The sequence below is a fragment of the Nonomuraea harbinensis genome, from assembly GCF_019396385.1.
Taxonomy (GTDB): domain Bacteria; phylum Actinomycetota; class Actinomycetes; order Streptosporangiales; family Streptosporangiaceae; genus Nonomuraea; species Nonomuraea ferruginea.
Window position 1 is genome coordinate 82472 of record NZ_JAHKRN010000022.1, and the last position, 25123, is coordinate 107594.

Below are 25123 nucleotides of genomic sequence, written 5' to 3' on the forward strand. Positions count from 1 at the left end.
GATGTGTCACCTCTCTGGTCCTTCGAGATCGGGAAGCGCGCCGGCGCGGCGGCAGGCCACGCGGGCGCGGCCCAGGGTCCGCAGTTCCTGCTCCTCGGTGCGGCAGGCGTCCTCCGCGAACGGGCAGCGCGGCGCGAGCGCGCAGCCGCCGCCCGCGGCTGCCTCCTCCGGGTCCTTGGTCAGGCGCACCCGGCCGGTCTCCTCCTCGCCGTCCAGCGAGGGCACGGCGGCCAGGAGCGCCATCGTGTACGGATGCCGCGGCCGGGCGAAGACCTCCTCGACCGGGCCCTCCTCGACGATCCGGCCCAGGTAGAGCACCACGACCCGGTCGCAGAAGCCGCGCACGGTGGCCAGGTCGTGCGAGATGAACACCGAGCCGCGGCCCCGCTCGGCCGTCACCTCGCCGATCACCTTCAGGATCTGCGCCTGTACGGTCACGTCCAGCGCGGACGTGGGCTCGTCGAAGACGATCAGGTCGGGCTCACCGGCCAGCGCCCTGGCGATGCCGACGCGCTGCGCCTGGCCGCCGGACAGCTCGTGCGGGCGGCGCTCCGCGTACGTCCCGTCCAGGCCCATGCGCTCCAGCACCGCCGCGACCCGCCGGGCCCGTTCGGGCGCCTTGACCCCGGCGGCGCGCAGGGGCTCGGCCACCGCGTCGGCGACGGTGCGGCGCGGGCTGAGCGAGCCGATCGGGTCCTGGAACACGAGCTGGGCGCGGCGGCGCAGGGCCCGCAGCGCCCGCCCGCGCAGACGTGACGGCTCGCGCCCGGCCAGCGTGACCGCGCCCCGCGACGGGGTGATCATGCCGAGCATGAGCCGGGCCAGCGTGCTCTTGCCGCTCCCGCTCTCGCCGACCACCCCCACCGTCTCCCCCGCACGCACCGTCAGACTGACGCCCCGCAGCGCATGGTGCCCCCCCGCCCCGAACCGGCTCCCGTACACCACATGCGCATCCTCAACCCGCACGACCTCATCACCGGAAACGGCGGAACCTGCGGGCTGGGCAGGGTCGCCGGACTCTGCGGACACGCCCGCACCTGCGGGCCGCGCGGGGTCGGCGGAACCCGCGGACTCGCCGGACTCGGCGGGGTGGGGGCTAGGGAGGGTGGGGACGGCCGCGAGGAGGGTGCGGGTGTAGGGGGCGGCTGGGGTGGTCAGGATGGCGGTGGTGGGGCCGTGTTCGACGATCGCGCCCGCGTTCAGGACGACGAGGCGGTCGCAGATGCGGGCGATGGACGCGAGGTCGTGGGAGATGAGGAGCACGCCGCGGCCCTCCTCGTCGGCCGCCTCGCGGAACCGGAGCAGGATCTCGCGGGTGAGGGTGACGTCCAGGCCGGTGGTGGGCTCGTCGGCGATGAGCAGTCCAGGGGCGCAGCCGGTGGCGAGGGAGATCATGACGCGCTGCGCCTGGCCGCCGGAGAGCTCGTGCGGGTAGCTGCCGAACCGCCGGGCCGCCGAGCGGATGCCGACGCTCTCGAACAGGCCGACCGCCGCCGAGCGCGCCTGGGAGGCGTCCATGCCCTGGTGGGTCACCAGGCGGTCGGTGAGCTGACGGCCGATGACGCGGGTCGGGCTGAGCGCGCCGCGCGGGTTCTGGAAGCAGATCGCCGCGCCCGCGCCGCGGTGCGCCGCCAGCGTCGCGGCGTCCATCGTCAGCACGTCCCGATCCTCGAAGAGGACCTGGCCGGTGGCGCGGGCGCCGTCCGGCAGGAGCCCCACGACCGATCTGGCGATCATGCTCTTGCCGCCGCCGCTCTCCCCCACCAGCCCGACGACCTCGCCGCGCGCGACCGTGAGGTCCACGCCGGCGAGTGCCTGTACGGAACCGATGGCGACCTTCAGGTCCCGGATGTCGAGCAGGGTCATCGGGTGACCCCCGCGCGTTCCTGCAGCCCTTCGCCGAGCAGGCTGAACCCGAGCACGCTGACCAGCAGCAGCAGGCCGGGCGGCACCGAGGTCCACCAGCGCCCGGCGACCACGTCCGCCGAGCCGAGACTGATCATGGCCCCCCACTCCGCCGTCGGCACGGTGACGCCGAGACCCAGGAAGGACAGCCCGGCCAGGGTGAGCATGGCCCAGCCGCAGTTCAGCGGCGCGATGACGCGTACCGGGGTGAGGCTGTTGGGCAGCACGTGCCGCCAGAGGGTGCCCAGGCCGGACGATCCCGACGTCCTGGACGCCTCCACGAACGGCAGCTCCCGCACCGTGCGCACCTCGGCCCGGACGAGACGGGCGTACGCGGGCGCGTTGACCAGGGCGATCACCAGGATCAGCTCGGGCACGCCGCCCCCGAGCAGGGCGGCGACCGCCAGCGCCAGGATGAACGCCGGGAACGCCTGGAACACGTCCAGGATCCGCATCAGCACGTCGTCGACCAGCCCGCCGCGGTACCCGGCGACGATCCCGAGCAGCGTGCCGAGCACCACCGCCAGGGCGACCGACGCGACGGCGACGCCCAGGTCCAGGCGGCCCGCGTGCAGCACCCGGCTGAGGATGTCCATGCCGTTGACGTCGGTCCCCAGCGGGTGCGCCCCGCCGGGCGGGGCCAGCGAGGCCGCCGCGTCGATCTCCTCGGGTCCCCAGCGGACCAGCAGCGGCCCGATCAGCACGGCGAGCACGACCAGCCCCAGGATCACCGACCCGGTCCGGATCAGCGTGGTGGCGAAGCCGCGGTCCGCGGCGGCGGCGCGCGGCGGGCCGGCCTCCCCCGCCGTGGTCAGGTCGGCCATCAGATCCTCACTCTCGGGTCGAGGACGGCGTGCACCACGTCCGCGATCAGGAAGATCAGCGTGTAGCACAGCGCGATCACCACGACCGACGCCTGCACCACCGGGTAGTCCCGGAACAGCAGCCCGCGCAGCGCCCACTGCCCGAAGCCCTGCCAGGAGAAGACGTACTCCACCAGCACCGTCGACCCGATCGCGAACCCGAACACCAGCGCCGCCAGCGCGGGCAGCCGCACCAGGGCGGCGCGGGCGAGATAGCCGCGCAGCAGCGTGCGCTCCGGCAGGCCGTGCGCGGCGGCCGCCCGGTACGCCTCCGAGCCCAGCACCTCCAGCGCCGAGGCGCGCACACTGCGCATCAGCGGCGCCACGATGACGACGACCATGGTCGCCACCGGCAGCACCAGGTGGCCGGCGGCCGACGCGAACGCCGGGCCGTTGCCGGTGAGCACGGCGTCCAGCAGGTCCGCGCCGGTGATCAGCGACAGGTTCGTGTCCGGGTCGACCCGGCCGCTGGGCGCCGGCACCCAGCCGAGGCCGCTGTACACGACCAGGATGAGCACCAGGCCGAGCCAGAACTCCGGCAGCGAGTTGCCCACCAGGGCCAGCACCCGCAGCGTGTGGTCACCGGCGCGGCCCGCGCGGCGCGCGGACCAGATGCCGAGCACAGTGGCCAGCACCGTCGCGATCGTCACGGCGATCACGACGAGCTCGAGCGTGGGCCCGAGGCGGACGGCCATCTCGCCCATCACCGACTGGCCGCTCTGGATGGACACGCCCAGGTCACCGGTGAACAGCCCGCCCAGGTAGTCCACGAACTGCTGCCACATCGGCTGGTCCAGCCCGTAACGGGCACGCGCCGCCGCCGCGTCGGCCTCCGTGGCGTTGGGGCCGAGGATCGTCCGGATCGGATCGCCGGGCAGCACGCGGACCAGCACGAACGTCACCACGACGACGCCGAGGAGGACGGGCACGGCCTGCAGCAGGCGCCGTGCGGTGAATCGGGCGATCCGCACAGTTATGCCTTGGTCAGGTAACGCAGGCGGGCCAGGCCGTCCATCGGCTGGACCCAGCCGGCGACCTCCTCGCGCACCGGGAGGGTGAAGTTCGGCTGGCAGATGATCGCCCACGGCACGTCGGCCGCGAGGATCTCCTGCACCCGGGCCCACAGCTTGAGCCGCTCGGCCTCCTCCACCGTGGTGTGCGACTGCTCGAAGATCTTCTCGATCTCGTCGTTGACGTAGTTGGAGTAGTTCAGGTTGGCGCCCTTGGTGAAGCTGGTGCCGAGCATGTACTCGACGTCGTTGACCCACAGCTGCCCGGCGGTGAGCTGCAGCGGGATGCTCTTCTTCTCGCGGCGCTCGCCGAGGGTCGCCGGGTCCAGCGGGACGAGCTTCAGCTCGATGCCGGCCTTCCTGGCCTCGCTCTGCACCAGCACGGCGATCTGCTGCTGCTCGGCGTTGTCGGCCTCGAAGACGAGCTCGGAGCTGATCGACGGCTTGCCGGCCTCGGCCAGCAGGGCCTTCGCCCTGTCCAGGTCGTAGGCGTAGGGGTAGCCGGTCTCGGCGTAACCCGGCATGTCCAGCGGCACCAGGCTCTTGGCCGGGCGGGCGTCGCCGCCGTACACGTTGCTGATGATCTGCTCGTACGGAACCGCGCAGGCCAGCGCCTGGCGCACCTTGACGTCGTCGAACGGCGCGGTGGCGACCGACATCTGGATGGCCACCTGGTTGTTGCTGGGCGCGGAGATCACCTTGATGCCCTGGGCGTCCTTCAGGTCGGCGACGTCGCGGCGGCTCATCCCGAGGGCGATGTCCACGTCGCCCGCCTCCAGCTGCAGGCGCTGGGTGGCGGCGGCCGAGACCACGGTGAGGCGGATGGTGCTCAGCCTGGCCGGGTCCTGGCCGGGGTAGCCGGTGTTGGCGCTGAGCTCGATCTCCTGGCCCTGGACCGCCTTGGAGACCTCGAAGTAGCCGCCGGTCGGCGGGTTCTTGGCGAACCACTCCTTGGCCCAGGGGTCGGCGTCGGTGGCGTGCTTCTTGGCCTCGGCGGAGTCGAAGACGTACAGGGAGATGGCCTGGATCTGCCAGGTGAGCGCGCTGGGGAACGCCTGGTGGAACTCCACCGTGTAGTCGTCGACCACCTTGACCTGGTCGGCCTCGGTGAGCCCGATCAGCCGGTAGACGCCCGCGACGTTGGCCTTGGCGGCGAACGCCCGGTCCTTGGACCACTTGACGTCGGCCGCGGTCATCTCGTTGCCGCTGGCGAACTTGACGCCCTTGCGCAGCTTCAGCGTCCAGACCTTGTTGTCGGCGTCCGGCTCGAACGACTCGGCGAAGGTGGGGGCGATGCTCTCGGTGTCGAGGATCTGCGCCCCGCCGACGTCCTTCACGCCGTAGTCGATCATGTAGGGGAAGACGTTCTTGAACAGCATGAGCGCGGTGAGGTCGAACCCCACGAAGTCCTGGTCCCAGCTGCTGACGTAGCCGCCCACGGCGATGCGCAGGGCGCCGCCCTCCCCGCCGGACGCGGCCCCCGACGGCTGCGGCTGCTCGCCCCCCTTGGTCCCGGCGGCGCACCCGGCGGCGAGCAGCAGCGCCACGCCGCCGCCGAGCCGCAGCGCCGACCTGCGCGACATCGGCAGCGAGCCGGCGGCGACCGCACGTGAGAATCCGGCCATGGGGGTCCTCCTGGGGGACACGGAAGAGACGACGTGTTCAGTCAGGCCTTCCGTTCACTGAACGCTCCCGCGTGCCAGTTCACCGGTCAGAGTCCTGTCTATCTCTGACGTTGTACCGGTAACCGGGCATTAAGGACAAGGACGTTCAGATAATTTCACCAGAGGGAAACATCCGGCCGGGCAGGCCGAGACGGGTGAGCGCCGCCGCCACCAGCTCGTCCGGTGACAGCGCCACGTCCAGCACCATCCCGGACTCGTCCGGATCGAGGTGCTCCAGGATCTGCTGCTGCGAGTCGAGCAGGCCGGCCGCCATGTAGTGGCCGGTGCGGCGGGTCATCCGGTCCCTGATCAGCTCCGGTGCCCCGTCGAGGTGGACGAACTCCACGTCCGGCGGACCCTGCCGCAGGACGTCGCGGTAGGCGCGCTTGAGCGCCGAGCACGCCAGGACGGTGGAGACGCCTTCGGCGTGCCGGTCGGCCATCCAGGAGGCCAGGTCGCGCAGCCACGGCCAGCGGTCCGCGTCGTCCAGCGGGACGCCGGCGCGCATCCGGGCCACGTTCGCCTCCGAGTGGAACTCGTCCGCCTCGGCGAACCGCAGCCCGGTCGCCTCGCTGATGCCGCGGGCCACGGTCGTCTTGCCCGCGCCCGACACGCCCATGACCACGATGTGCCGGGTGGGCGGACGGTCACCAGTCATGGACGGTGCCGTCCTTGAGCCGGTTGAACGGCAGGTAGGCCGCCTGGTACGGGAAGCGCGCCGCCGCCTCCTCGTCGAGCTCCACGCCGATCCCCGGCAGCTCGCCGGGGTGCAGGTAGCCGTTGGTGAAGCTGAACGACTGCCGGAACACCTCGTCGGTGGCCGGGCCGTGCCGCATGTACTCCTGGATGCCGAAGTTGTGGATCGCCAGGTCCAGGTGGAGCGCGGCGGCCATGCCGACCGGCGAGATGTCGGTCGGGCCGTGGATGCCGGACTTGATCTGGTACTGGGCGGCGTAGTCGAGGAGCTTGCGCATGGCGGTGATCCCGCCGGTGTGGGTGACGGCGGAGCGGACGTAGTCGATGAGCTGCTCGCGGATCAGGGTCTGGTAGTCCCACACGGTGTTGAAGACCTCGCCGATGGCCAGCGGGGTGGTGGTGTGCTGCCGGACCAGGCGCAGCGCCTCCTGGTTCTCCGCCGGGGTGCAGTCCTCCAGCCAGAACAGGTCGTACGGTTCGAGGTCCTTGCCGAGCCTGGCCGCCTGGATGGGGGTCATCCGATGGTGCCCGTCGTGCAGCAGCGGCAGCTCGGGGCCGAACTCGTTCCGTACCGCCTCGAAGACGCCGGGCAGGTGGCGCAGGTAGGCGCGGGTGTCCCAGTCCTCCTCGGCGGGCAGCGGGGTGCGCTGGGCCGGCTCGTAGTCGTACCGCTTGCCGTCGATGCTCGGCTGGGCGGCGACGCCGTACACCGCGTCGACCCCCGGCACGGAGGTCTGCACCCGGATCGACCGGTACCCCAGCTCCAGGTGCAGGCGGATCGAGTCGAACAGCTCCGGCAGGTCGCGGCCCGAGGCGTGCCCGTACGCCATGATCCCGTTCCGGGAGGCTCCGCCGAGCAGCTGGTAGAGCGGCATCCCGGCGGCCTTGGCCTTGATGTCCCAGAGCGCCACGTCCACGGCGGCGATGGCGGCCATGGTGACGGGGCCGCGCCGCCAGTACGCCGAGCGGTAGAGGAACTGCCAGGTGTCCTCGATGCGGTGCGGGTCCCGTCCGATCAGCAGGGGGGCGACGTGGTCGGCCAGGTACGACGCGACCGCCAGCTCCCGCCCGTTGAGTGTGCCGTCGCCCAGCCCGGTGATCCCGTCATCCGTCGTGATCTTGAGGGTCACGAAGTTGCGGTCGGGGCTGGTGACGATGACGTCCGCTGCGGTGATCTTCACGTGGATGCCTTTCTCAACGAGGGGTCACGACGTCGCGGCCAGGAAGGCGCGGGCCCGCTCGCGCAGGGCGTCCAGGTCGCCGCCGGACGCCGCGTCGCCGACCAGCGGCCCCCCGACGCCGGCCGCGATCGCGCCGGCGGCGAGGAAGCCGGGCAGCTCGGCCAGGCCGACGCCGCCCACCGCGACGAACGGGAGGTGCGGGAACGGGTCGCGCAGCGCCTTCAGGTAGGCCGGGCCGCCCAGCGAGGCGGGGAAGAGCTTGACCGCGGCGGCGCCCATCCGCGTCGCGGTGTACGCCTCGGTCGGGGTGAGCGCTCCGGCGGCGACCGGGAGCCCTCGCCTGGCCGCCGCGCCGATGGAGTCGACGACGGCCGGGGTGACGACGAACTGCGCGCCGGCGGCGGCCACGTCGGCGACGTCCGCCTCGGTGAGCACGGTGCCGGCGCCCACCAGCGTGCCGGCCGGCGCGGCGGCCCGGATGGCCGCGATGGCGTCGAGCGCGCCGGGGGTGGTCAGGGCCACCTCCAGCACGCGGACGCCCTCGTCGAGCAGCGCGGTCCCGGCGGCGACGGCGGCCGCCCCGCCGGAGCCGCGGATGATCGCCAGCAGCCGGGTGGCGGCGAGGGTGGCGGTGAAGTCGGATGTCATGGTCACCATTCCGCGTAGGAGCCGTCCCGGTGCCGCCAGACGGGGCCGCGCCAGGCGTGTCCCCGCTTGCCGGCCGAGCGCACCGCCTGCTCGTCGACCTCGATGCCCAGGCCGGGCCCGGTGAGCCGCTCGACGTACCCGTCGACGAAGGTCAGCGGGGTCTTGTCCACGCAGTAGTCCAGCATGTCGGCGCCCAGGTTGTAGTGGATGCCGAGGCTCTGCTCCTGGATCAGGTAGTTGGGCGTGGCGAAGCCGACCTGCAGGCAGGCCGCGAGGGCGATCGGGCCGAGCGGGCAGTGCGGGGCGAGCTGCACGTCGTACACCTCGGCGAGCGCGGCGATCTTGCGCACCTCGGTGATGCCGCCGGCGTGCGAGAGGTCCGGCTGGGCGACCGCGATGCCGGCCTGGAGGACGGGCAGGAACTCCTGCCTGCTGTAGAGCCGCTCCCCCGTCGAGACGGGGATGGTGGTCGAGCGGACGAACTCGCCGATGAGGTGCGAGTTCTCCGGTACGACCGGCTCCTCCAGGAACAGCGGCCGGTACGGCTCCAGCAGCGGCGCCACCCGGCGGGCGCTGGCGAGGGTGAACCGCCCGTGCAGGTCGACGGCGACGTCACGGTGGTCGCCGAGCACCTCGCGGGCGGCGGCCACCCGGGCGACCACGCCGTTCAGCTCGGCGACCGACGCGACCGGGCTCATCCTGCCCGAGGCGTTCATCTTCACCGCGGTGAGCCCGGCCTCGACCTGGGCGGCGACGTGGTCGCGGACCTCGCCCGGCTCGTCGCCGCCGACCCAGCCGTACACCCGGATCCGGTCCCGTACCGGCCCGCCGAGCAGCTGATGCACCGGAGCGCCGAAGTGCTTGCCCGCGATGTCCCAGAGCGCCTGGTCGAGGCCCGCCACGGCGCTGGCCAGGATCGGGCCGCCGCGGTAGAACGAGCCCTTGGTCAGCACCTGCCAGTGGTCCTCGATCCGCAGCGCGTCCCGGCCGATCAGCAGCTCCGCGAGCTGGTCCACGGCGGTCCTGACGGTCTCGGACCGCCCCTCGCAGGTGGCCTCGCCCCAGCCGACGATCCCGGAGCCGGTCTCCACCCGGACGAACAGCCAGCGGGGGGCGACGAGGAAGGTCTCGACGCGCGCGATGGTCGTCATCGGCTCAGCCCTTCGTCGCGCCGGCGGTGAGGCCGGAGACCACGTACTTCTGCACGAACAGGGCGATCACCATGATCGGCAGGGTGACCACGGTGGTCGCGGCCATCAGGCCGCCCCAATCGATGCTGGCGTACCCGACGAAGTCGAAGATCGCGACGGGCAGCGTCTTGGTGTCGGCGTCGGAGAGCACGAGCGCGAACATGAAGTTGTTCCAGGAGAAGATGAAGGACAGGATCCCGGCGGTCGCGATGCCCGGCACCGACAGCGGCAGCGTGATGCGGCGGAACGCGCCGATGTGGGTCAGCCCGTCGACCAGCGCCGCCTCCTCCAGCTCCGTCGGCAGGCTGTCGAAGTAGCCCATCATGATGTAGACCACCAGCGGCAGCGACACGAACATGTGGCTGATGATCAGCACCTCGTAGCCGCCGACCATCCGCAGGTTGGAGAAGACGTAGTACCAGGGCACCAGGAGCGAGACGCCGGGGATGATCCGGGCCATCAGCACCACCAGCGCGGACTTGCGCATGTTGAACCGGCTCATCGAGTAGGCGGCCGGCAGCCCGAGGATCAGCGACGCCACCGTGGCGGCGAACGCCACCCAGAGGCTGTTGACGATGAACGTGACGTAGTTCGCCTGCTGGAGCACCTTGCCGAAGTTGTCCAGGGTGGGCGAGAACACCAGGGCCTTGCCCGGGTCGTAGATGTCGACGTTGGTCTTGAACGCCGCGGCGACCATCCAGACCAGCGGCGCCACCAGGGCGAGCACCACGACGGTGAGCGCCGCCACCCGGAACACCCGGTACGCGAGACTGGGCCTCATCGCCGCGCCTCCTTGCGCCGGGCGGTCAGGGCCCACATCGCCCCGATGATGATCAGGAAGAACAGGATGAGGACGGTGGAGGAGACCCCGTACTCGTTGTAGTCGAAGCTGAGCCCGTAGGCGTACACGTTCAGGGTCTCCACCTCGTGGAACGAGCCGCCGCCGCGGCCCTTGGTGGCGTAGAGGATGTCGAAGGTCTTCAGCGCGTCGATGCCGCGCAGCAGGATCGCCACGGTCACCGTGGGCATCAGCAGCGGCAGGGTGACGTGCCGGAACCGCTGCCAGGTGCTGGCGCCGTCGATCCTGGCCGCCTCCTGCGGCTCCTCCGACAGCGAGGTGAGCCCGGCGAGCAGGATCAGCACCACCATCGGCGTCCACTGCCACACGTCGATGAAGATCGTGGTGGGCAGGGCGGTGTGCTCGCCGGCGAGCCACGGCTGCGGCCCGATGCCGATCCAGCCGAGCACCTGGTTGGCCATGCCGATGTTCGGGTCGAAGATGAGCCGCCACATCATGCCGACCGCGACCGGGGTGGCGACGAGCGGCAGCAGGATCGCGACCCGCACCCACTTCTGCCCCTTGAACGGCCGCCAGAGCAGCAGCGCGATCGCCATCCCGAGGACCATCTCGAACAGCAGCGCGACGCCGGTGAACGTGGCGGTCCGGCCGACGGCGGGCCAGAACCTGGTGGTGTCGGAGAGCACGTCGAGGTAGTTCTGGAAGCCGACGAACTCGCTCTCGGCGCGGACCGATCCCTCGGCGTCGGTGAGGCTGAGGTACCCGGTCCAGGCCAGGGGGAACACGAGCAGCGCGGCGACGAAGGTCATCGCGGGCGCGGCGAACAGCCACTTGCGGTGGTCGTTGACCCAGCGCACCCAGCCGGGCGTGCCGGTGGCGCCGCTCGGCGCCTTGCTGGTGATCGTTGCCATGAGGTCTCCAGGGGTGGGCGGGCGGCGGGCGCTCGGCCCGCCGCCCGCGCGTGCCGCTTACTCGGCCTCGTCGTCCAGGAACTGCTGGAAGGCGGTGTGGGCCGTGTCGGCCGAAGCCGCGGCGTCCTTGCCGGTGATCGCGTCGACGATCGGCTGGCCGACGATCTCGCGGGCCTCGGCGACCTTCACCACCAGCGGCCGGTCATGGCCGACGCCGTTCTCGGTGCTGGCCGCGATGGCCTCGGCCAGGTCCTCGGGGAAGGTCGAGACGCCCTCGGGGTCGGCCCAGACCGAGGTCCGGGCGCCCGGCACACCGGACTTCTGCTGGGCGAGCGTCTGCTCCTTGCCCGTGGCCCACTCGATGAACTTCCAGGCGTTCTCGGTGTTCTCGGAGGCGTCGTTGATGCCCAGCGCCCACGACGGGATGTTGTACGGCTTCGAGCCCGCCGGGCCGGCCGGGAACGGCGCGAAGCCCACCTGGTCCGACACCTTGGACTTGTCCGCGTCGGTGGCGTTCTTGTAGAGCGAGTTCGCCTCGGTGTAGAAGGCGGCCTTGCCCTGGGTGAAGATCGCCATCGCCTCGGGCCAGCCCATGTCGGTGCTGACGTTCGCGGGGCCGTAGTCCTTGATCAGCTCGCCGTAGTAGGCGTACGCCTGCTTGGCCGCGTCGGTGCCGACCGCCGACTTGCCGCTCTGGTCGACGAAGTCGCCGCCGAAGCTGTAGAGGAAGCTGGAGAACTGGGTGACCGCCGCGGACTTGCCCGTACGGGCGACGAAGCCGGCGACGTCAGGCTCCGACTCCTTGATCTTGGCGGCGGCGGCCTTCAGCTCGTCCAGGGTCTTGGGCGGGGCGCTCAGGCCGGCCTTCTCCAGCAGGTCCTTGCGGTAGTAGAGGACCTCCTGCTCGGTGATGATCGGGATGCCGACCGGCTTGCTCTCGTACGTGGTGGACTGCACCGGGCCGGGCTGGAAGTCGCTGAAGTCCCAGCTCTCGGACTTCACCTGCTCCGTGAGGTCGGCCAGGTACTTGTTCCTGGCGAAGAGCTTGCCCTCCTGCAGGGGCCGGTACATCATCACGTCGATGTCGGCCGAGCCGGCGTTGAGCTTGACGTTGTACTGGTCGGAGAGCTGGTCCTCGCCGAGCTGGGTGATCTCCACCTTGAGCCCGGTCTGCTTCTCGAACTCGGGCAGTGCCTGCTTGACGTTCTCCGTCCACACGTGGTTGGCCAGGGTGACCCGGACCGTGTCGGACGCGCCGCCGCCGTCGCCTCCGCCGCAGGCGGTCAGGCTCATGGCGACAACCACGGCCAGAGAAGTACCGGTTATCGATCGACGTCGCACGTCATCTCGCCTTTCTGGCATGGCCGCCGCCCCCCTGAAGGGCGCCACACTCGTCTAACATCTGACTAATGCCGGGATGTTAGGGCAAAAAAGCTGATTTATTCAAGGCTTGGCGTCAACTGATATGCTTTCAGCCGTGAACCAGTCCTCCCCAGGGGGCGCACCCACTCAGCGATCCCTTGCCGAGACTGGGCTGCACGCACGAGTCCTCGACCATCTCGGCACCGCCATCTGCAACGGCGACGTGGCCGCCGGTTCCGTCCTGAGCATCGAAGACCTGGTCGACCGCTACCAGGTCTCCCGCTCGGTCATCCGCGAGGTGCTGCGGGTGCTCGCCTCCATGGGGCTCATCGAGACCCGGCGCCGGGTCGGCATCATGATCCAGGCCGCCGGCGCGTGGAGCGTCTTCGACCCGCAGGTGATCCGCTGGCGGCTCGCCTCCGGCGGGCGGATGGCGCAGATGCGCTCGATCACCGAGCTGCGGACCGCGATCGAGCCGCACGCCGCCTGGCTGGCCGCCGAGCGGATCGGCGACGACGAGGCGAGCGAGCTGGTCGGGCTCGCGGCCAAGATGTGGGCCGCGGGGAAGGCCGGCGACGAGTCACGCTTCCTCAGCCTGGACATCGACTTCCACCGCCGGGTGCTGGCAGCCTCGGGCAACGAGATGTTCGCCAAATTGCAACTGATCGTCGCCGAGGTGCTGGCCGGACGTCACCACTACCACCTGATGCCCCACTACCCCCACGAGCAGGCGCTTCAGCTCCACATCGACGTGGCCCAGGCGCTCCAGCGGCGCGACGGCGAGCGGGCCAGGCAGGCCATGGTCGACATCATGGAGCAGGGGTTCGCCGAGATGCGGTCGATGTGGGAGCGGACGGCCGAGCCCGGCGGCGTGTGACCCCGTACGGGGCCGCGTGTCGTGTCACCCCGTGACCGCTCCTAAGATCCAAGGGTGGCGAAGTACCTGGACGTACACCCGGACAACCCCCAGCCCCGACTGATCAACCAGGTGGTGGATCTGCTGCACGCGGACGGGCTGATCGCGTACCCGACCGACTCGTGCTACGCCCTGGGCTGCCGGATCGGCAACAAGGACGGCATCGACCGGATCAGGGAGATCCGCGGCCTCGGCGACGAGCACCACTTCACGCTGGTGTGCCGGGACTTCGCCCAGTTCGGTCAGTTCGTGCATGTGAACAAGGCCGTGTTCCGCCTGGTCAAGGCGGCGACTCCCGGCGGTTACACGTTCATCCTGCCCGCCACCAAGGAGGTGCCGCGGCGACTGCTGCACCCCAGGAAGAAGACGGTCGGCGTGCGGATCCCCGACCATGTCGTCACCCAGGCCCTGCTGGCCGAGCTGGGCGAGCCGCTGCTGTCGAGCACGCTGCTGCTGCCCGACGAGACCGAGCCCCTGACGCAGGGCTGGGAGATCAAGGAGCGGCTCGACCACGCGGTCGACGCCGTGATCGACTCCGGCGAGTGCGGCGCCACCCCGACGACCGTCGTCGACTTCTCGCAGGGCGAGCCCGAGATCCTCCGTCACGGCACGGGGCCCGCGGACCTGTTCGAATAGCACCTTTCAGGCGGCGGTCCGGGCGACGATCAGGCACGCGAACGCCGCGAGTGCGAGCCCGGTCCGTACGAGGTGCAGGTTGAGCCACCGCTGACGGCGACCGTGAGGACGACCAGGATCAGGGCGGCCGCGCTCAGGCCGAAGACGGGCCATCCGCGCTGCCATGACAGGACCGCGACGACGAGCAGGGCCGCGACGCTGAATCCTGGACGCGCTGAGGGCCAGGGACATCAGCATGCCTTCCTTTTGGCTGGATCAGCACTTTTTCATTAGAGATGAGTCCAGTCAATAAATCTGGAAGCATGGTGGCGATGACTGAGCCGAGGAAGCGCCGCTCGTACTCCAGCAGCCTGCGCCGCGAACACGCGCAGGCGACCCGGCTGCGGATCGCGACGGCGGCGCGGGAGCTGATGGTCGGCAAGGGGTACGCCGACACCACGATGGCGCAGGTCGCGCGCGACGCCGGCGTGGCCGTCCAGACGCTCTACACGTCCTGCCCCGGCGGCAAGCCCGCGCTGGCGAAGCTGGTCTACGACATCACGCTGGCCGGGGACGCCCTGGCCGTGCCGCAGAGCGACCGGCCCGGGGTCCGGGCGATCATCGAGGAGCCCGACCCGGCACGCAAGCTGGCCCGGTACGCCGCGATGGCCACCTCGATCCTCCGGCGCGTCACCCCCGTGCACCGCGTGCTGCGCGCGGCGGCCGCCGCGGCCCCGTCCGACACCGGGCTGCGCGACGTGCTGGCGGGGATCGAGCGGGAAAGGCTGACCGGAAGCCGCGGACCGGCCGAGCATCTGCACGCTCTCGGCGCGCTGCGCCCGGACCTCGACCCCGGCAGGGCCGCCGCGCAGATCTACGTGCTCACCTCGACGGAGAACTTCGAGAAGCTGACCGAGGTGTGCGGGTGGAGCGAGGCCGAGTACGAGGACTGGCTCGCCACCGTGCTCGCGGCGGCCCTCCTCGCCCCCTGACCCCTACGGCGACTCCTTGACGAAGCCTCTTCCCTATCTGGAGTGCATAGTTTTCTCGGCGGAAAACCGGGTGACAATTCCTGGCGGGTGGCGGAAGGCTGGGCGTCGTCGATGAGTTTTGTCAGTGGCGTCCGTCAGTCTGTACATGACCACGACTTCCAGTGAGTCACAGTGCCGGGATGCCGGCCATGACCATGTCTCGCCCCACGATCCCGATCGAGGTACCGTGTCCAGCCGACTGCTCGACCCACCTGCCAAGCCCGTGGCCACCACCCCGGGCCGCACACCGGCCGTGATCCGGTTGCTGGTGCTCGCCACGTTCGTGGTCATCCTCAACGAGACGATCATGATCAACGCGATCCCCCAGCTGATGGCCGCGCTGCACATCACCGAGCAGACCGCGCAGTGGCTCTCGACCGCCTTCATGCTGACCATGGCGGCGGTGATCCCGATCACCGGCTGGTTCCTGCAGCGCGTCACCACCCGCGCCGCCTATTCGACCGCGATGGGCCTGTTCCTGGCCGGCACGGCGCTGGCCGTCGTCGCGCCGTCGTTCGAGGTGCTGCTGGCCGCCCGCATCGTCCAGGCGTCCGGCACGGCCGTGATGATGCCCCTGCTGATGACCACGCTGATGCGGGTGGTGCCCCAGGAGGACCGGGGCCGGGTGATGGGCAACGTCACCCTGGCCATGTCGGTCGCGCCCGCGATGGGCCCGACGGTCTCGGGGGTGATCCTCCAGTTCGGGTCCTGGCGTCTGCTGTTCGCCGTGGTGCTGCCCATCGCCGCCCTGATCGCGTGGGGCGGCCTGAAGCGGCTGGAGAACGTCGGCACTCCCCAGCTCGGCAGCGTCGACTGGTTCAGCGTGGCAGCCGCCGCCACCGGCTTCGGCGGCCTGGTCTACGGGCTCAGCCGGTTCGAGGGCGGTGACGTCCGGGTGGCCGCCGCCATCGTGGCGGCCGGGCTGGCGACCATCGCCGTCTTCGTCTTCCGCCAGCTGTCATTGCAGAAGCGCGGCGTGCCGCTGCTCGACCTGCGCACCCTGCGCCACCGCACCTACACGATCGCGCTGATCATGATGGCGGTGTCCTTCATGGCCATGCTCGGCTCGATGATCCTGCTGCCGCTCTACCTGCAGAGCGTCCGCGGGCTCAGCGCCCTGGAGACCGGGCTGCTGGTGATGCCGGGCGGCCTCGCCATGGGCCTGCTCGGCCCGGCCGTCGGCCGCCTGTTCGACAAGTACGGCGGCCGGGTGCTGGTCATCCCCGGCGCGATCGGCATCATGCTCACGCTCACCGGCTTCACCCAGGTCTCGATGACCATGCCCTACTGGCAGATCCTCGGCCTGCACACGCTGCTGTCGGTCTGCCTGGCCGCGACGTTCACCCCGGTGTTCACCCTCGGGCTCGGCGCGGTCCCGCCGCGGCTCTACTCCCACGGCAGCTCGATCCTGAGCACGCTGCAGCAGGTCGCCGCGGCCTTCGGCACCGCGCTCGTGATCACCGTGATGAGCACGCGCTCCGAAGCGCTGGCGGCGGCGGGGGTCACCGAGGTGCTCGCCGACCTCGGCGGCATGCGGCTGGCCTTCGTGATCGGCGCGGCGCTGTCCGTGGTCGTGGTCGTCACCGCCCTGCTCCTCCCGGCCCGCGCCGCCTCCTCCGGCGAGGTGGACGCCGCGTAGGGCTCGATCATCCGTACGGGGAAGCCCGCGTCAGGGCCACCAGCCCGCGACCACCTCGACGTCCTCGCGCCGGAGGGCGTCGTGCCAGACCGGGTCGCGCAGCAGCCGGGCCTCCCAGGACCGCACGACGCCGTCCGGTCCCTCGACCGCGTCCTCGCGTGACGGGTGCAGGAACAACTCGCTCGTGCCCTCGGGGAGGGCGGCGAGCCGGCGGAGGTAGTCGTCCCGGAGTCGCTCGTACGCGCCGAGTTCGGACGCGGTGCTCCGGTTGGTCGCGATCGTCTCGGGGATGGCCACGCCGAGCGCGTCGGCGTGCGCGACGGCGCGCTCGTGGAGGGCCGCGAGCGGCGGCGGGAGCGGTCCGCCGAAGTACGGCGCCGGGTCGCGGGGCAGCCTGAAGGCGAGGCCGTGGCGCGCGCACCACTCCAGCGCCTCGGCGAGCCACGACCTGCCGTGCAGGCCGTAGAGGGTGCCGGCGTGGGAGTCGGCGGCCACGGGGGTGAAACCCCGCTCCCGCATCCACCGCAGCTGCGCGTCCGCCTCCCCGATGACGTCCCCGGCCTCCCCGCGAGCGCCCAGAGCCATCGGATCCACGCTGAGCGTCCCGTCCGGCTCGACCAGGCTGGCCGCGCCGTCGAGCGGCCGCCACCGGGGGACGCCGCGCTCGCTCGTGAGCGTGACGTGCACCCGAGGCAGTACGCCGAGCTCGCGCACCTGTCCGGCCGCCTCCTCCGCGACCGGCGAGACGCAGATGAGCGTCGTCGCGCTGACATGCCCCTCGGCGAGCAGCGACACGATCACCTCGGTCGTCCCGCTCTCCCGCCCGAGGTCATCAGCCGTGATCACGACCCGGCGCCTCACCGCGGCCCCTCCACAGCCTCGTCCCCAACCCCGGGGGACGGCTCGGCCACCGACCCGGGGGACGGCTCCGCCGCCGAACCGTGGGGTGGGTCCGCCGTTGGGGTGGGGGATGCGGGGCCAGGGGGTGGTTCGGAGGCTTCGGGGGGTGTTTCGAGGGGGACCGAGACGAAGCGGGCCGCGACCGCGCCGATCGTCGTCAGGATGAACGGGTAGACGCACAGGTACACGCGGAACGCGAGGCCGGGGTCGGCGCCGGGGTCGTCGCCGGAGTTGTAGCCGAAGAAGACGCCGAGCGAGGTGAGCGAGAGCCCGGTCACGATCCCGTTGAGCCGGCCGAAGAAGCCGAACGCCGACAGGAAGAGCCCTTCGCGGTGTTCCCCGTTGCGCGCCGCGTCGGCGTCCAGCACCCGCGCCACGATGAGGTCGTTCGTCGCGAGCATCCCCGACCAGCCGGCCCCGACCAGCACCCCGGCGGCGATCGCGGTGACCAGGTCGGTGGCGAGGAACAGGGCGGCGAAGCTGGCCGCGAGGACCGCGAAGGCGACCCGCCAGGCCCACAGGGCGCCGCGGCGCGCGACGACGCGCGTCCACACCACGAGGCCGCCGGCCGAGACGAGGATGACGATGCCCTGCAGGTAGAGCGCGTTGCCGACCGGGAGCCCCAGCGAGTAGCGGACGTACAGCTGGATGCCCGAGAGCACGAGCGCCATGGCGATCCCGTAGCAGGCGCCGGTGAGCCCGACCGTCCAGAACATCCGGTTGCGCACGATCGACCACACGCTGCCCAGCAACGGCGGCCGTTCGCGGGTGGAGTAGCGGGGGTTCTCGCGGGCGCCGAGCGCCATGAACACGATCACGACCAGCGCGATCGCGCCGTAGATGATCGCGGTGGTCTGGAAGCCCTGGGTGGTCTCCTCGGTGCCGAACACCTGCGTGGTGAGCAGCGGGGTGACCGCGAGCGAGATGACCAGCGCCACGAGCTGGAAGCCCTGGCGCAGCCCGTTGGCGACGGCGCGGTCACGCTCGCGCGGGTAGAGCTCGGGGAGCAGCGCTCCGTAGTTGGCGTTGAGCATCGAGTCGAAGGCCTCGCAGAGGATCGCGAACACCGCGAACCAGAGCAGGAGGCCGATGCCGTCCAGCGAAGCCGGCGCGGAGAAGAAGCCGATCATGCAGGCCGCGAGCATCGGCGCGCCGACGAGCAGCCACGGCCGGCGCCGGCCGAACCTGCTCCGGGTGCGGTCGGAGAGGTGGCCGAGCACGGGGTTGTCGATCGCGTCGATGATCGCGTAGATCACCATGACCACGCCGTAGGCGCGCACGTCGAGCCCGAGGATGTCGACGTAGAAGAGGATCATCGATCCCTTGATCATGTTGATCGGGATCGATGTGCCGAACATCCCGATGGCGTAGCGCCACGCGGGTGTCCGCGCCGGAGCGGGGGCCGTACCGGGCCGGGACAAGCGATCACCTTCCCTGCTGGTGCGACGCCCCACCGGATGCAACGCTCGATGGCTGCTCACACGTGTTCGACAACTCGCATAAGAAGATGCAGACAAGTGCCGTACGGCGTCAATAGCTGGGATCTTGTCGCGCACATCCGGCCCGGCACGACAAGATCGGATCGGGGCAGAATGTGCATCAACGTCCCCATTAACATGCTTCTGTACGCTCGGTGGGCGCGGAAGCCCCAGACCTGCCGGACTGTCCGCACCCCCACGGAGATCTCCCCGCATGGACTTCGCCACGCGCCGGCGCCGGCACGCCCTGTTCCTGTTCTTCTTCCTCCCCGGGATCGCGCTGTCGTCATGGGTGACCCGCACCCCCGACCTCCGCGACCGGCTGGAGGCGTCCACCGCCCAGATGGGCCTGGTGCTGTTCGGCCTGTCGCTCGGCTCGATGATCGGGATCCTGTGCTCCGGCCGCTTCGTCTCCCGTTACGGGACCCGGCCGGTCATCGGCGCGGGCACCGGGCTGATCGTCGCGAGCACGGCGGTCATCGCGGCGGGCGCCCTGACGTCGTCCGCGCTCCTCGTCACGGCGGGCCTGTTCGCGTTCGGCGCGGGCATGGGAGCGGGCGAGGTCGCCATCAACGTCGACGGCGCCGACGTCGAACGCATCAGCGGCACGACGACGATGCCCACCATGCACGGCTGCTTCAGCCTGGGCACCGTCATCGGCGCCTGCGCGGGCATCGCGGCCACGGCCGCCCGCCTCCCGGTCCACTGGCATCTGGCCGCGGTCACCGTGATCACCGCCGCGATCTTCTGGTACGCCATCCGCGCCATTCCCGCGGGCACCGGGAGGAGCCTGCCGGACGAGACCCGCACCGGCCGGTCGAAGCCGCAGGTCTGGAAGGACGGCAGGCTCCTCCTGATCGGCGCGATCGTGCTGGCGATGGCCCTGGCCGAGGGTGCCGCCAACGACTGGCTGCCGCTGCTCATGGTGGACGGGCACGGCTTCAGCGCCGCGTCCGGCTCCCTGGTCTACACCGGGTTCGCCGCCGCCATGACCGTCGGCCGCTTCTGCGGCGCCTTCTTCCTGGACCGCTACGGGCGCGCCGCCGTCATGCGCGCCAGCGCCGTCTTCGGAGCGCTGGGCCTCCTCGTGGTGATCTTCTCGGACCACGCCGTCCTGGCGGGGACGGCGGTGCTGCTCTGGGGTCTCGGCGCGTCGCTGGGCTTCCCCGTCGCGCTGTCGGCCGCGGGAGAGTCGGGGCCGGACGAGACCGCGCGCGTCAGCCTGGTGGCCACGATCGGCTACATCGCCTTCCTCGTGGGCCCGCCCGCGCTCGGCTTCCTCGGCGACCACTGGGGTCTGCGCGCGGCCATGCTGGTGGTGCTCGCCTTCGTCGTCTCCGCCGTCTTCCTGGCGCCCGCCGTCGGCGCCCGCTCTCCCGCGACCTCCGCCGGCGATCAGCGCAGGTAGACGTCGGGCTGGGGTGGGGTGCCCATGCCGTCGCCTATGAAGAAGCTCGGGTGCGGCGGCTGGTTGTAGGCGGTGTTCTGCCAGGCCAGGGCCACCCGGTACTGCGGGTCGTGCAGCAGGGTGTGGATCTTGGTGGTGGTCGCGTGGGGCGTGGAGTAGATCCGCAGGGCGCGGTCGTCGGTGGTGGGCCAGATGACCTCTTCACGCCAGTCGCCCAGGATGTCGCCCGACAGTGACGGGGTCGCCTTGGTGCCGTTGTTGCTGTGCACCCCGGAGGCGGTCAGCAGGCGGGTCTCGCCGCCGGTGCCGTACTTGTCGATCCGGGTCTGGTCCAGCAGCTCGCGCACCGGGTCGCCGTCCCACCAGGACAGGAAGTTGGCCGAGGACGGCTGGCGGCCGACCACCGTGCCGGAGGTGTTGCGCAGCCCGTTCTGTCCCGCGCCCGCGGCCCAGGACTCGGCGCCTGGGCTGCCGGCGTAGACGTCTCCGGCCACGCCGCGGCCCGGCCCCTCCCCGTCGGACCCGGAGCCGGTGCCGGTCTGCCACAGCACCTGGCCGTTACGGGCGTCGACCATGTACAGCCCCGGCCGGCTCGCCGACTCGGAGATCTTCACGTACTCCTGGCCCGCCCTGGCGGGGTTGAGGTCGCCCAGGTGGGCGGCGTCGCCGTGGCCCCATCCGACGTTCCAGAGGCCGCGGCCGTTGTCGTCGATGGCGGCCGCACCGTACACGATCTCGTCGCGTCCGTCGCCGTCCACGTCGCCGATGGTGAGCGCGTGGTTGCCCTGGCCGGCGTACGAGCCGTTGCCGGAGGCGTTGGAGTCGAACGTCCAGCGCTTGACGAGCGCGCCGGCGCGGAAGTCCCAGGCGGCGATCACGCTGCGGGTGTAGTAGCCGCGGGCCATGATCAGGCTGGGCCGCCGGCCGTCCAGGTAGGCGGTGCCGGCCAGGAACCGGTCCACCCGGTTGCCGTAGTTGTCGCCCCAGGAGGAGACGGTGCCGCGGGGCGGGTCGTAGTTCACCGTGGACATGGCGGCGCCGGTCTGGCCGTTGAACATGGTCAGATACTCGGGGCCGGACAGGACGTAGCCGCTGGAGTTGCGGTGGTCGGCGCTCGCGACGCCGATGACGGTGCCGCGGCCGTCCACGGTGCCGTCGGCGGTCTTCATCGCGACCTCGGCCCTGCCGTCGCCGTCGTAGTCGTAGACCTGGAACTGCGTGTAGTGCGCGCCGGCGCGGATGTTGCGGCCCAGGTTGATCCGCCACAGGCGGGTGCCGTCCAGCTTGATGCCGTCGATGTAGACGGGGTCGGTCACGCCGGACTGGGAGTTGTCCTTGGAGTTGTTCGCCTCCCACTTCAGCACCAGGTCCAGGCGGCCGTCGCCGTCCAGGTCGCCCACGCTGGCGTCGTTGGCGTGGTGGCCGCCGCTGGGCGGCGAGATGGGCACGTCGAGATAGCCGCTCGCGAACCGGAGCGCGGGCTCCGAGGCCGGACCCTCGGTCCCGCCGGTGACCGGGCGCACCGTGTAGGAGGCGTCGCTCGCCGCGCCGGAGTCCAGGTAGTTGGTGGAGTTCGTGACGGTCGCGACGCGCGTGCCGCCCCGGTAGACGTTGAAGGACGTCGCGCGCGCCTCGTTGCCCAGCAGCCGCCAGGAGACCAGGTTGCCGCTGCCGGAGCGGACGCTGATCAGACCGCGGTCGAGGTCCTCGGCCTGCTTGTTCCCTTCGGGCACGGGCGTCTGCGTGACGGTCGGGGTCACTGTCGGGGTCACGGTGGGGGTCGGCTCGCCGGGGTCGCCGGTGCAGGTGACGCCGTTGAGCGCGAACGAGGCAGGAGCGGGGTTGCTGGAGCCGTTCCAGGAGGCGTTGAAGCCGAACGTCGCGCTGCCGCCCTGCGGGATCGCGGCGTTGTGGCCGGCGTCCACGGCCCTGACGGCGGAGCCGTTCTGCGTGGCGGTGGCGTTCCACGCCTGGCTGACCTGCTGCCCGGCGGTGAACGACCAGTCGAGGCGCCAGCCGTTGACCGCCTCGCCCACGTTCCGGATGGTCACGTTGGCGGTGAACCCGCCGGGCCACTGGGCGGCCACGGCGTAGTCGACTTCGCACGCCACCGCCGCGGCGTGCGAGGGGAGGGCGACGGCGCCCGCGACCACCAGGCAGACCGTGCTGCCGAGCGCCGCGACGAGGCGCGTTGGACGGGATAAACGTTTCATTGAGCGTCCAATCAGAAGGGAGGTTTCGATGGACCGCTGAGCGCCTACACCGTAGAAATCCCCTGCTCAGAGTTCAATCGTGGCCGGGCTCTCCTGACGGGCCGGGTTGTTACCTTTCAGGTCAGAGCGGCGGGCCGGGCGCGGAAGCGTGAAACTTTCGGGATCGGCGCGCTCAGCGGCGGGGCGCCGCCGTCGACTCGCGGACGACCAGCCGCGGCCGGTAGACGAGCTTCTGATGCCGGTGACCCGGCCGGGCCTCGTCCAGGAGCAGCTCCGCCGCGACCCGGCCCAGCTCGCGCTTCGGCTGCCACACCGTGGTCAGCGGCGGGGCGAGCTGCGCGGCGAACGCCACGTCGTCGTACCCGACCACGGACATCTCCTGCGGCACCGCGATCCCCCGTTCGCGCAGGCCGCCGATCACCCCGAGGGCCGCCGCGTCGTTGAGGCAGAGGATCGCGGTGGGCGGGTCGGCGGCGCTCAGCACGTCCTCCAGCGCCGCCGCGGCGGTCACCGTGATGTCGGGCGACGGCACCCGGACGTCCAGCACGCCCCTGCCGGGGTCCAGGCCGGCCCGCTCGAACGCCCTGCGCACCCCGGCGTGGCGCTCGGCGGTCTGCTGCACCTCGATCGACGCGCCCAGCAGGGCGATCCGCCGGTGCCCCAGCTCGATCAGGTGGGTGGCGACCTGCTCGCCGCCCCACTGGTTGTCGATCGACACCGAGCACAGCCGGCCGTCGGACCTGTGATCCAGCAGCACCACCGGGACGCCGCGCCCGGCCAGGGTGACCAGCGGGTCCAGGTCGGTCTCGACCGGGGTGATGAGCACCCCGCGCACGCCCTGCTTCTCCAGCTCCTGGAGGTAGTGCTGCTCCCGCCCGGGCTGCAGGTCGGTGCTGCAGGTCATGAGCATGCAGCCGTCCTGGAGCAGCCTGTCCTCGACGCCGCGGCACACCTCGGTGAAGAACGGCCCGGCGATGTCGAGGGTCACCGCGCCGACCAGCGGGCTGGGCGCGCCCCGTAACCGCCTGGCGGCGTCGTTCGGCAGGTAGCCGACGCGCTCCATGGCCGCGTGCACGCGCCGGCGCGTCTCCTCGGCCACGAGCTCGGGGTTGTTCAGCACGTTGCTCACGGTCGTCGGGGAGACGCCCGCCTCTTTCGCGACCTGCCGCATGCCGGCGCGGCGCGGCGCGGAAGCGGCCGAAGCGTCCCGGATCACCGCAGCACCATATCCGGGGTCATCTCACCCGGCCACGGCCTTGAGCGACGCTTCGAGGATGTCGACGCCGGTGTGCAGCTCGTCGTCGGTGATCGTGAGCGGCGGGGCGATGCGGAAGATGCCTCCCATGCCGGGCAACTGGACGATGTTCATGTGCAGGCCCCGTTCGAGGCAGGCCGAGGTGACGGCGTCGCCCAGCGCGTCGGCGGGCGCCTTGCTCCGCTTGTCCTCCACCAGCTCGATGCCCTGGAGCAGGCCACGGCCGCGGACGTCGCCGACGACCTCGTACCTGTCGCGGAGATCGAGCAGCCGGTCGGCGAGCCGGTCGCCGAGCCGGGCGGCGCGCTCGACGAGGGCGTCACGCTCGATGACGTCCAGCACCGTCAGCGCGACGGAGGCGGCCAGCGGGTCGGAGACGTGCGTGGTGTAGAAGAGGAAGCCCCGGTCGTGGCAGACCTGCTCGATCTCGGCGGTGGTGACGACGGCCGCCACGGGCAGCCCGGCTCCGAGGGTCTTCGACAGCGTCAGGATGTCGGGGGCGATCCCGTCGCGCTCGAACGCGTACATGGCGCCGGTGCGGCCGAGGCCGGTCTGCGCCTCGTCGAGGATCAGCAGCATGCCGCGCTCGTCGCACAGCTCCCTGAGGCGGCGCAGGTAGCCGGGCGGCAGGTCGATGATCCCGCCCGACGACAGGATGGGCTCGACGAGACAGGCGGCGAGGCTCCCCGCGGACTGCTGGTCGACCAGGGCGAAGCCGTAGGCGAGCTCCGCCTCCCAGTCGTGCGACCCGTCGGAGGACCGGAACGGCGACCGGTAGGCGTTCGGCGCGGGCAGCGCGAGGTTGCCCGGCGTCGGCGGGCCGTAGCCGCGCCGCCCGGCCGAGAAGGTCGCCGAGGCCGCGCCCTGGGTCATGCCGTGCCACGAGCGGTCGAAGGAGACGATCTCGTAGCGGCCGGTGGCGAGCTTGGCCATCTTGATCGCGGCCTCGTTCGCCTCCGCCCCCGTGGTGAGCAGCAGCATCTTGCCCAGCGCCGGAGGCAGGGTCGCGGTGAGCCTGGCGGCGAGGTCCACGACCGGGGCGCTGAGCATGCCGCTGTAGAGGTGGCCGAGCGACGCGACCGCGGACGAGACGATGGCCACGATGTCGGGGTGCGCGTGGCCGAGGATGGCGCTCATCTGCCCCGAGGTGAAGTCGAGGATCGGCCTGCCCTGGCGGTCGAAGACATGCGCGCCGGAGGCCCGTTCGATGACCCGCGGGGTGAAAGTGCCTCCGTAGCGGACCAGGAGGCGGTCCGCCTCGTCCCAGAACGTCGTGTCCATCGCCAGTCCTCTCCGGCCGCGCCGAGACGCCGCGTGCCTCACCGTGGCCATCTTCGATCAACGGCGGGAGCCGTCACAAGCCCGCGCGCAGCCGCCCGCCCGCGGCGGTCTCATTCTGTCGCCCGCTGCTGCTAGATCTTGCACCGCCGAACCCGCCT

General features: G+C 71.4%; 21 protein-coding genes. 5 read left to right on the plus strand and 16 right to left on the minus strand.

Annotation, left to right across the window (positions count from 1 at the left end):
* Positions 1-6: 6 nt before the first annotated feature.
* From KME79_RS46445 to KME79_RS23145, 11 genes are all read right to left on the minus strand, one after another.
* Complete coding sequence (locus KME79_RS46445; protein WP_219546261.1) at positions 7-1866, minus strand: dipeptide ABC transporter ATP-binding protein; 1860 nt, start codon at positions 1864-1866, stop codon at positions 7-9.
* A complete protein-coding gene (locus tag KME79_RS23100; RefSeq protein WP_219546262.1) occupies positions 1863-2729 on the minus strand; it encodes an ABC transporter permease in 867 nt (288 codons plus the stop codon). The genes KME79_RS46445 and KME79_RS23100 overlap by 4 nt, the downstream gene beginning before the upstream one ends.
* Complete coding sequence (locus tag KME79_RS23105) at positions 2729-3739, minus strand: ABC transporter permease (protein WP_219546263.1); 1011 nt, start codon at positions 3737-3739, stop codon at positions 2729-2731. Before KME79_RS23105 ends, KME79_RS23100 begins: the two co-directional genes overlap by 1 nt.
* A gap of 2 nt (positions 3740-3741) precedes the next feature.
* Positions 3742-5403 carry an ABC transporter substrate-binding protein gene (locus tag KME79_RS23110; protein WP_219546264.1) on the minus strand — a complete coding sequence of 554 codons (1662 nt, stop codon included), beginning with the start codon at positions 5401-5403 and terminating at the stop codon, positions 3742-3744.
* 145 nt (positions 5404-5548) lie between these two features.
* The gene (locus KME79_RS23115) at positions 5549-6100 is read right to left on the minus strand and encodes a gluconokinase (RefSeq protein WP_219546265.1); all 552 of its coding nucleotides are present in this window, start codon (positions 6098-6100) and stop codon (positions 5549-5551) included.
* Entirely contained in the window at positions 6090-7319 is a 1230-nt protein-coding gene (gene manD / locus KME79_RS23120) for a D-mannonate dehydratase ManD (protein WP_219546266.1), read from the minus strand. Before manD ends, KME79_RS23115 begins: the two co-directional genes overlap by 11 nt.
* Positions 7320-7343: 24 nt before the next feature.
* Positions 7344-7967 (minus strand): bifunctional 4-hydroxy-2-oxoglutarate aldolase/2-dehydro-3-deoxy-phosphogluconate aldolase, encoded by a 624-nt coding sequence (locus tag KME79_RS23125; RefSeq protein ID WP_219546267.1) that lies wholly within the window; start codon positions 7965-7967, stop codon positions 7344-7346.
* Positions 7968-7969: 2 nt separating this feature from the next.
* Positions 7970-9118 (minus strand): galactonate dehydratase, encoded by a 1149-nt coding sequence (gene dgoD, locus KME79_RS23130; protein ID WP_219546268.1) that lies wholly within the window; start codon positions 9116-9118, stop codon positions 7970-7972.
* 4 nt (positions 9119-9122) lie between these two features.
* Entirely contained in the window at positions 9123-9938 is an 816-nt protein-coding gene (locus KME79_RS23135) for a carbohydrate ABC transporter permease (RefSeq protein ID WP_148033094.1), read from the minus strand.
* On the minus strand, positions 9935-10867 hold the full coding sequence (locus KME79_RS23140) for a carbohydrate ABC transporter permease (RefSeq protein ID WP_219546269.1): 933 nt from the start codon (positions 10865-10867) through the stop codon (positions 9935-9937). The genes KME79_RS23135 and KME79_RS23140 overlap by 4 nt, the downstream gene beginning before the upstream one ends.
* A 57-nt stretch (positions 10868-10924) precedes the next feature.
* Positions 10925-12160 carry an ABC transporter substrate-binding protein gene (locus tag KME79_RS23145; protein ID WP_219546270.1) on the minus strand — a complete coding sequence of 412 codons (1236 nt, stop codon included), beginning with the start codon at positions 12158-12160 and terminating at the stop codon, positions 10925-10927.
* A gap of 184 nt (positions 12161-12344) precedes the next feature.
* Here KME79_RS23145 and KME79_RS23150 point away from each other — a divergent pair, with 184 nt between their 5' ends.
* The 4 genes from KME79_RS23150 (at position 12345) to KME79_RS23165 (ending at position 16430) form a co-directional block, all read left to right on the plus strand.
* A complete protein-coding gene (locus KME79_RS23150; RefSeq protein ID WP_219546271.1) occupies positions 12345-13106 on the plus strand; it encodes a FadR/GntR family transcriptional regulator in 762 nt (253 codons plus the stop codon).
* A gap of 54 nt (positions 13107-13160) precedes the next feature.
* On the plus strand, positions 13161-13781 hold the full coding sequence (locus KME79_RS23155) for an L-threonylcarbamoyladenylate synthase (protein WP_148033098.1): 621 nt from the start codon (positions 13161-13163) through the stop codon (positions 13779-13781).
* A gap of 311 nt (positions 13782-14092) precedes the next feature.
* Positions 14093-14752, plus strand: coding sequence for a TetR/AcrR family transcriptional regulator (locus KME79_RS23160; protein WP_219546272.1), 660 nt, complete (start codon positions 14093-14095; stop codon positions 14750-14752).
* Between the two features lie 226 nt (positions 14753-14978).
* Entirely contained in the window at positions 14979-16430 is a 1452-nt protein-coding gene (locus KME79_RS23165; protein WP_308249013.1) for an MDR family MFS transporter, read from the plus strand.
* A gap of 30 nt (positions 16431-16460) precedes the next feature.
* Here the strand turns inward: KME79_RS23165 and KME79_RS23170 are convergent, their stop codons facing one another.
* Entirely contained in the window at positions 16461-17276 is an 816-nt protein-coding gene (locus KME79_RS23170) for a ChbG/HpnK family deacetylase (RefSeq protein WP_219546273.1), read from the minus strand.
* Positions 17277-17287: 11 nt separating this feature from the next.
* Complete coding sequence (locus KME79_RS23175; protein ID WP_246640269.1) at positions 17288-18688, minus strand: MFS transporter; 1401 nt, start codon at positions 18686-18688, stop codon at positions 17288-17290.
* A gap of 334 nt (positions 18689-19022) precedes the next feature.
* Between KME79_RS23175 and KME79_RS23180 the strand changes: the two genes are divergently transcribed.
* Complete coding sequence (locus tag KME79_RS23180; protein WP_219546275.1) at positions 19023-20216, plus strand: MFS transporter; 1194 nt, start codon at positions 19023-19025, stop codon at positions 20214-20216.
* Here the strand turns inward: KME79_RS23180 and KME79_RS23185 are convergent.
* From KME79_RS23185 to KME79_RS23195, 3 genes are all read right to left on the minus strand, one after another.
* Positions 20204-22429, minus strand: a complete 2226-nt coding sequence (locus KME79_RS23185; RefSeq protein ID WP_219546276.1) for a rhamnogalacturonan lyase family protein — start codon at positions 22427-22429, stop codon at positions 20204-20206. The two genes, KME79_RS23180 and KME79_RS23185, sit on opposite strands and share 13 nt — an antisense overlap.
* A gap of 172 nt (positions 22430-22601) precedes the next feature.
* Positions 22602-23645: a LacI family DNA-binding transcriptional regulator gene (locus tag KME79_RS23190; RefSeq protein WP_148033105.1), complete on the minus strand. Its 1044-nt coding sequence runs from the start codon at positions 23643-23645 to the stop codon at positions 22602-22604.
* Positions 23646-23669: 24 nt separating this feature from the next.
* The gene (locus KME79_RS23195) at positions 23670-24965 is read right to left on the minus strand and encodes an aspartate aminotransferase family protein (protein ID WP_219546277.1); all 1296 of its coding nucleotides are present in this window, start codon (positions 24963-24965) and stop codon (positions 23670-23672) included.
* Positions 24966-25123 lie beyond the last annotated feature (158 nt).

Coding starts and splice junctions, on each gene's coding strand:
- KME79_RS23195 (WP_219546277.1), bottom strand. CDS start 24,965: ATGGACACGACGTTCTGGGACGAGGCGGACCGCCTCCTGGTCCGCTAC.
- KME79_RS23160 (WP_219546272.1), top strand. CDS start 14,093: ATGACTGAGCCGAGGAAGCGCCGCTCGTACTCCAGCAGCCTGCGCCGC.
- KME79_RS23125 (WP_219546267.1), bottom strand. CDS start 7,967: ATGACATCCGACTTCACCGCCACCCTCGCCGCCACCCGGCTGCTGGCG.
- KME79_RS23145 (WP_219546270.1), bottom strand. CDS start 12,160: ATGAGCCTGACCGCCTGCGGCGGAGGCGACGGCGGCGGCGCGTCCGAC.
- KME79_RS23140 (WP_219546269.1), bottom strand. CDS start 10,867: ATGGCAACGATCACCAGCAAGGCGCCGAGCGGCGCCACCGGCACGCCC.
- KME79_RS23135 (WP_148033094.1), bottom strand. CDS start 9,938: ATGAGGCCCAGTCTCGCGTACCGGGTGTTCCGGGTGGCGGCGCTCACC.
- KME79_RS23100 (WP_219546262.1), bottom strand. CDS start 2,729: ATGGCCGACCTGACCACGGCGGGGGAGGCCGGCCCGCCGCGCGCCGCC.
- KME79_RS23180 (WP_219546275.1), top strand. CDS start 19,023: ATGGACTTCGCCACGCGCCGGCGCCGGCACGCCCTGTTCCTGTTCTTC.
- dgoD (WP_219546268.1), bottom strand. CDS start 9,118: ATGACGACCATCGCGCGCGTCGAGACCTTCCTCGTCGCCCCCCGCTGG.
- KME79_RS23185 (WP_219546276.1), bottom strand. CDS start 22,429: ATGAAACGTTTATCCCGTCCAACGCGCCTCGTCGCGGCGCTCGGCAGC.
- KME79_RS46445 (WP_219546261.1), bottom strand. CDS start 1,866: ATGACCCTGCTCGACATCCGGGACCTGAAGGTCGCCATCGGTTCCGTA.
- KME79_RS23110 (WP_219546264.1), bottom strand. CDS start 5,403: ATGGCCGGATTCTCACGTGCGGTCGCCGCCGGCTCGCTGCCGATGTCG.
- KME79_RS23175 (WP_246640269.1), bottom strand. CDS start 18,688: ATGTTCGGCACATCGATCCCGATCAACATGATCAAGGGATCGATGATC.
- KME79_RS23115 (WP_219546265.1), bottom strand. CDS start 6,100: ATGACTGGTGACCGTCCGCCCACCCGGCACATCGTGGTCATGGGCGTG.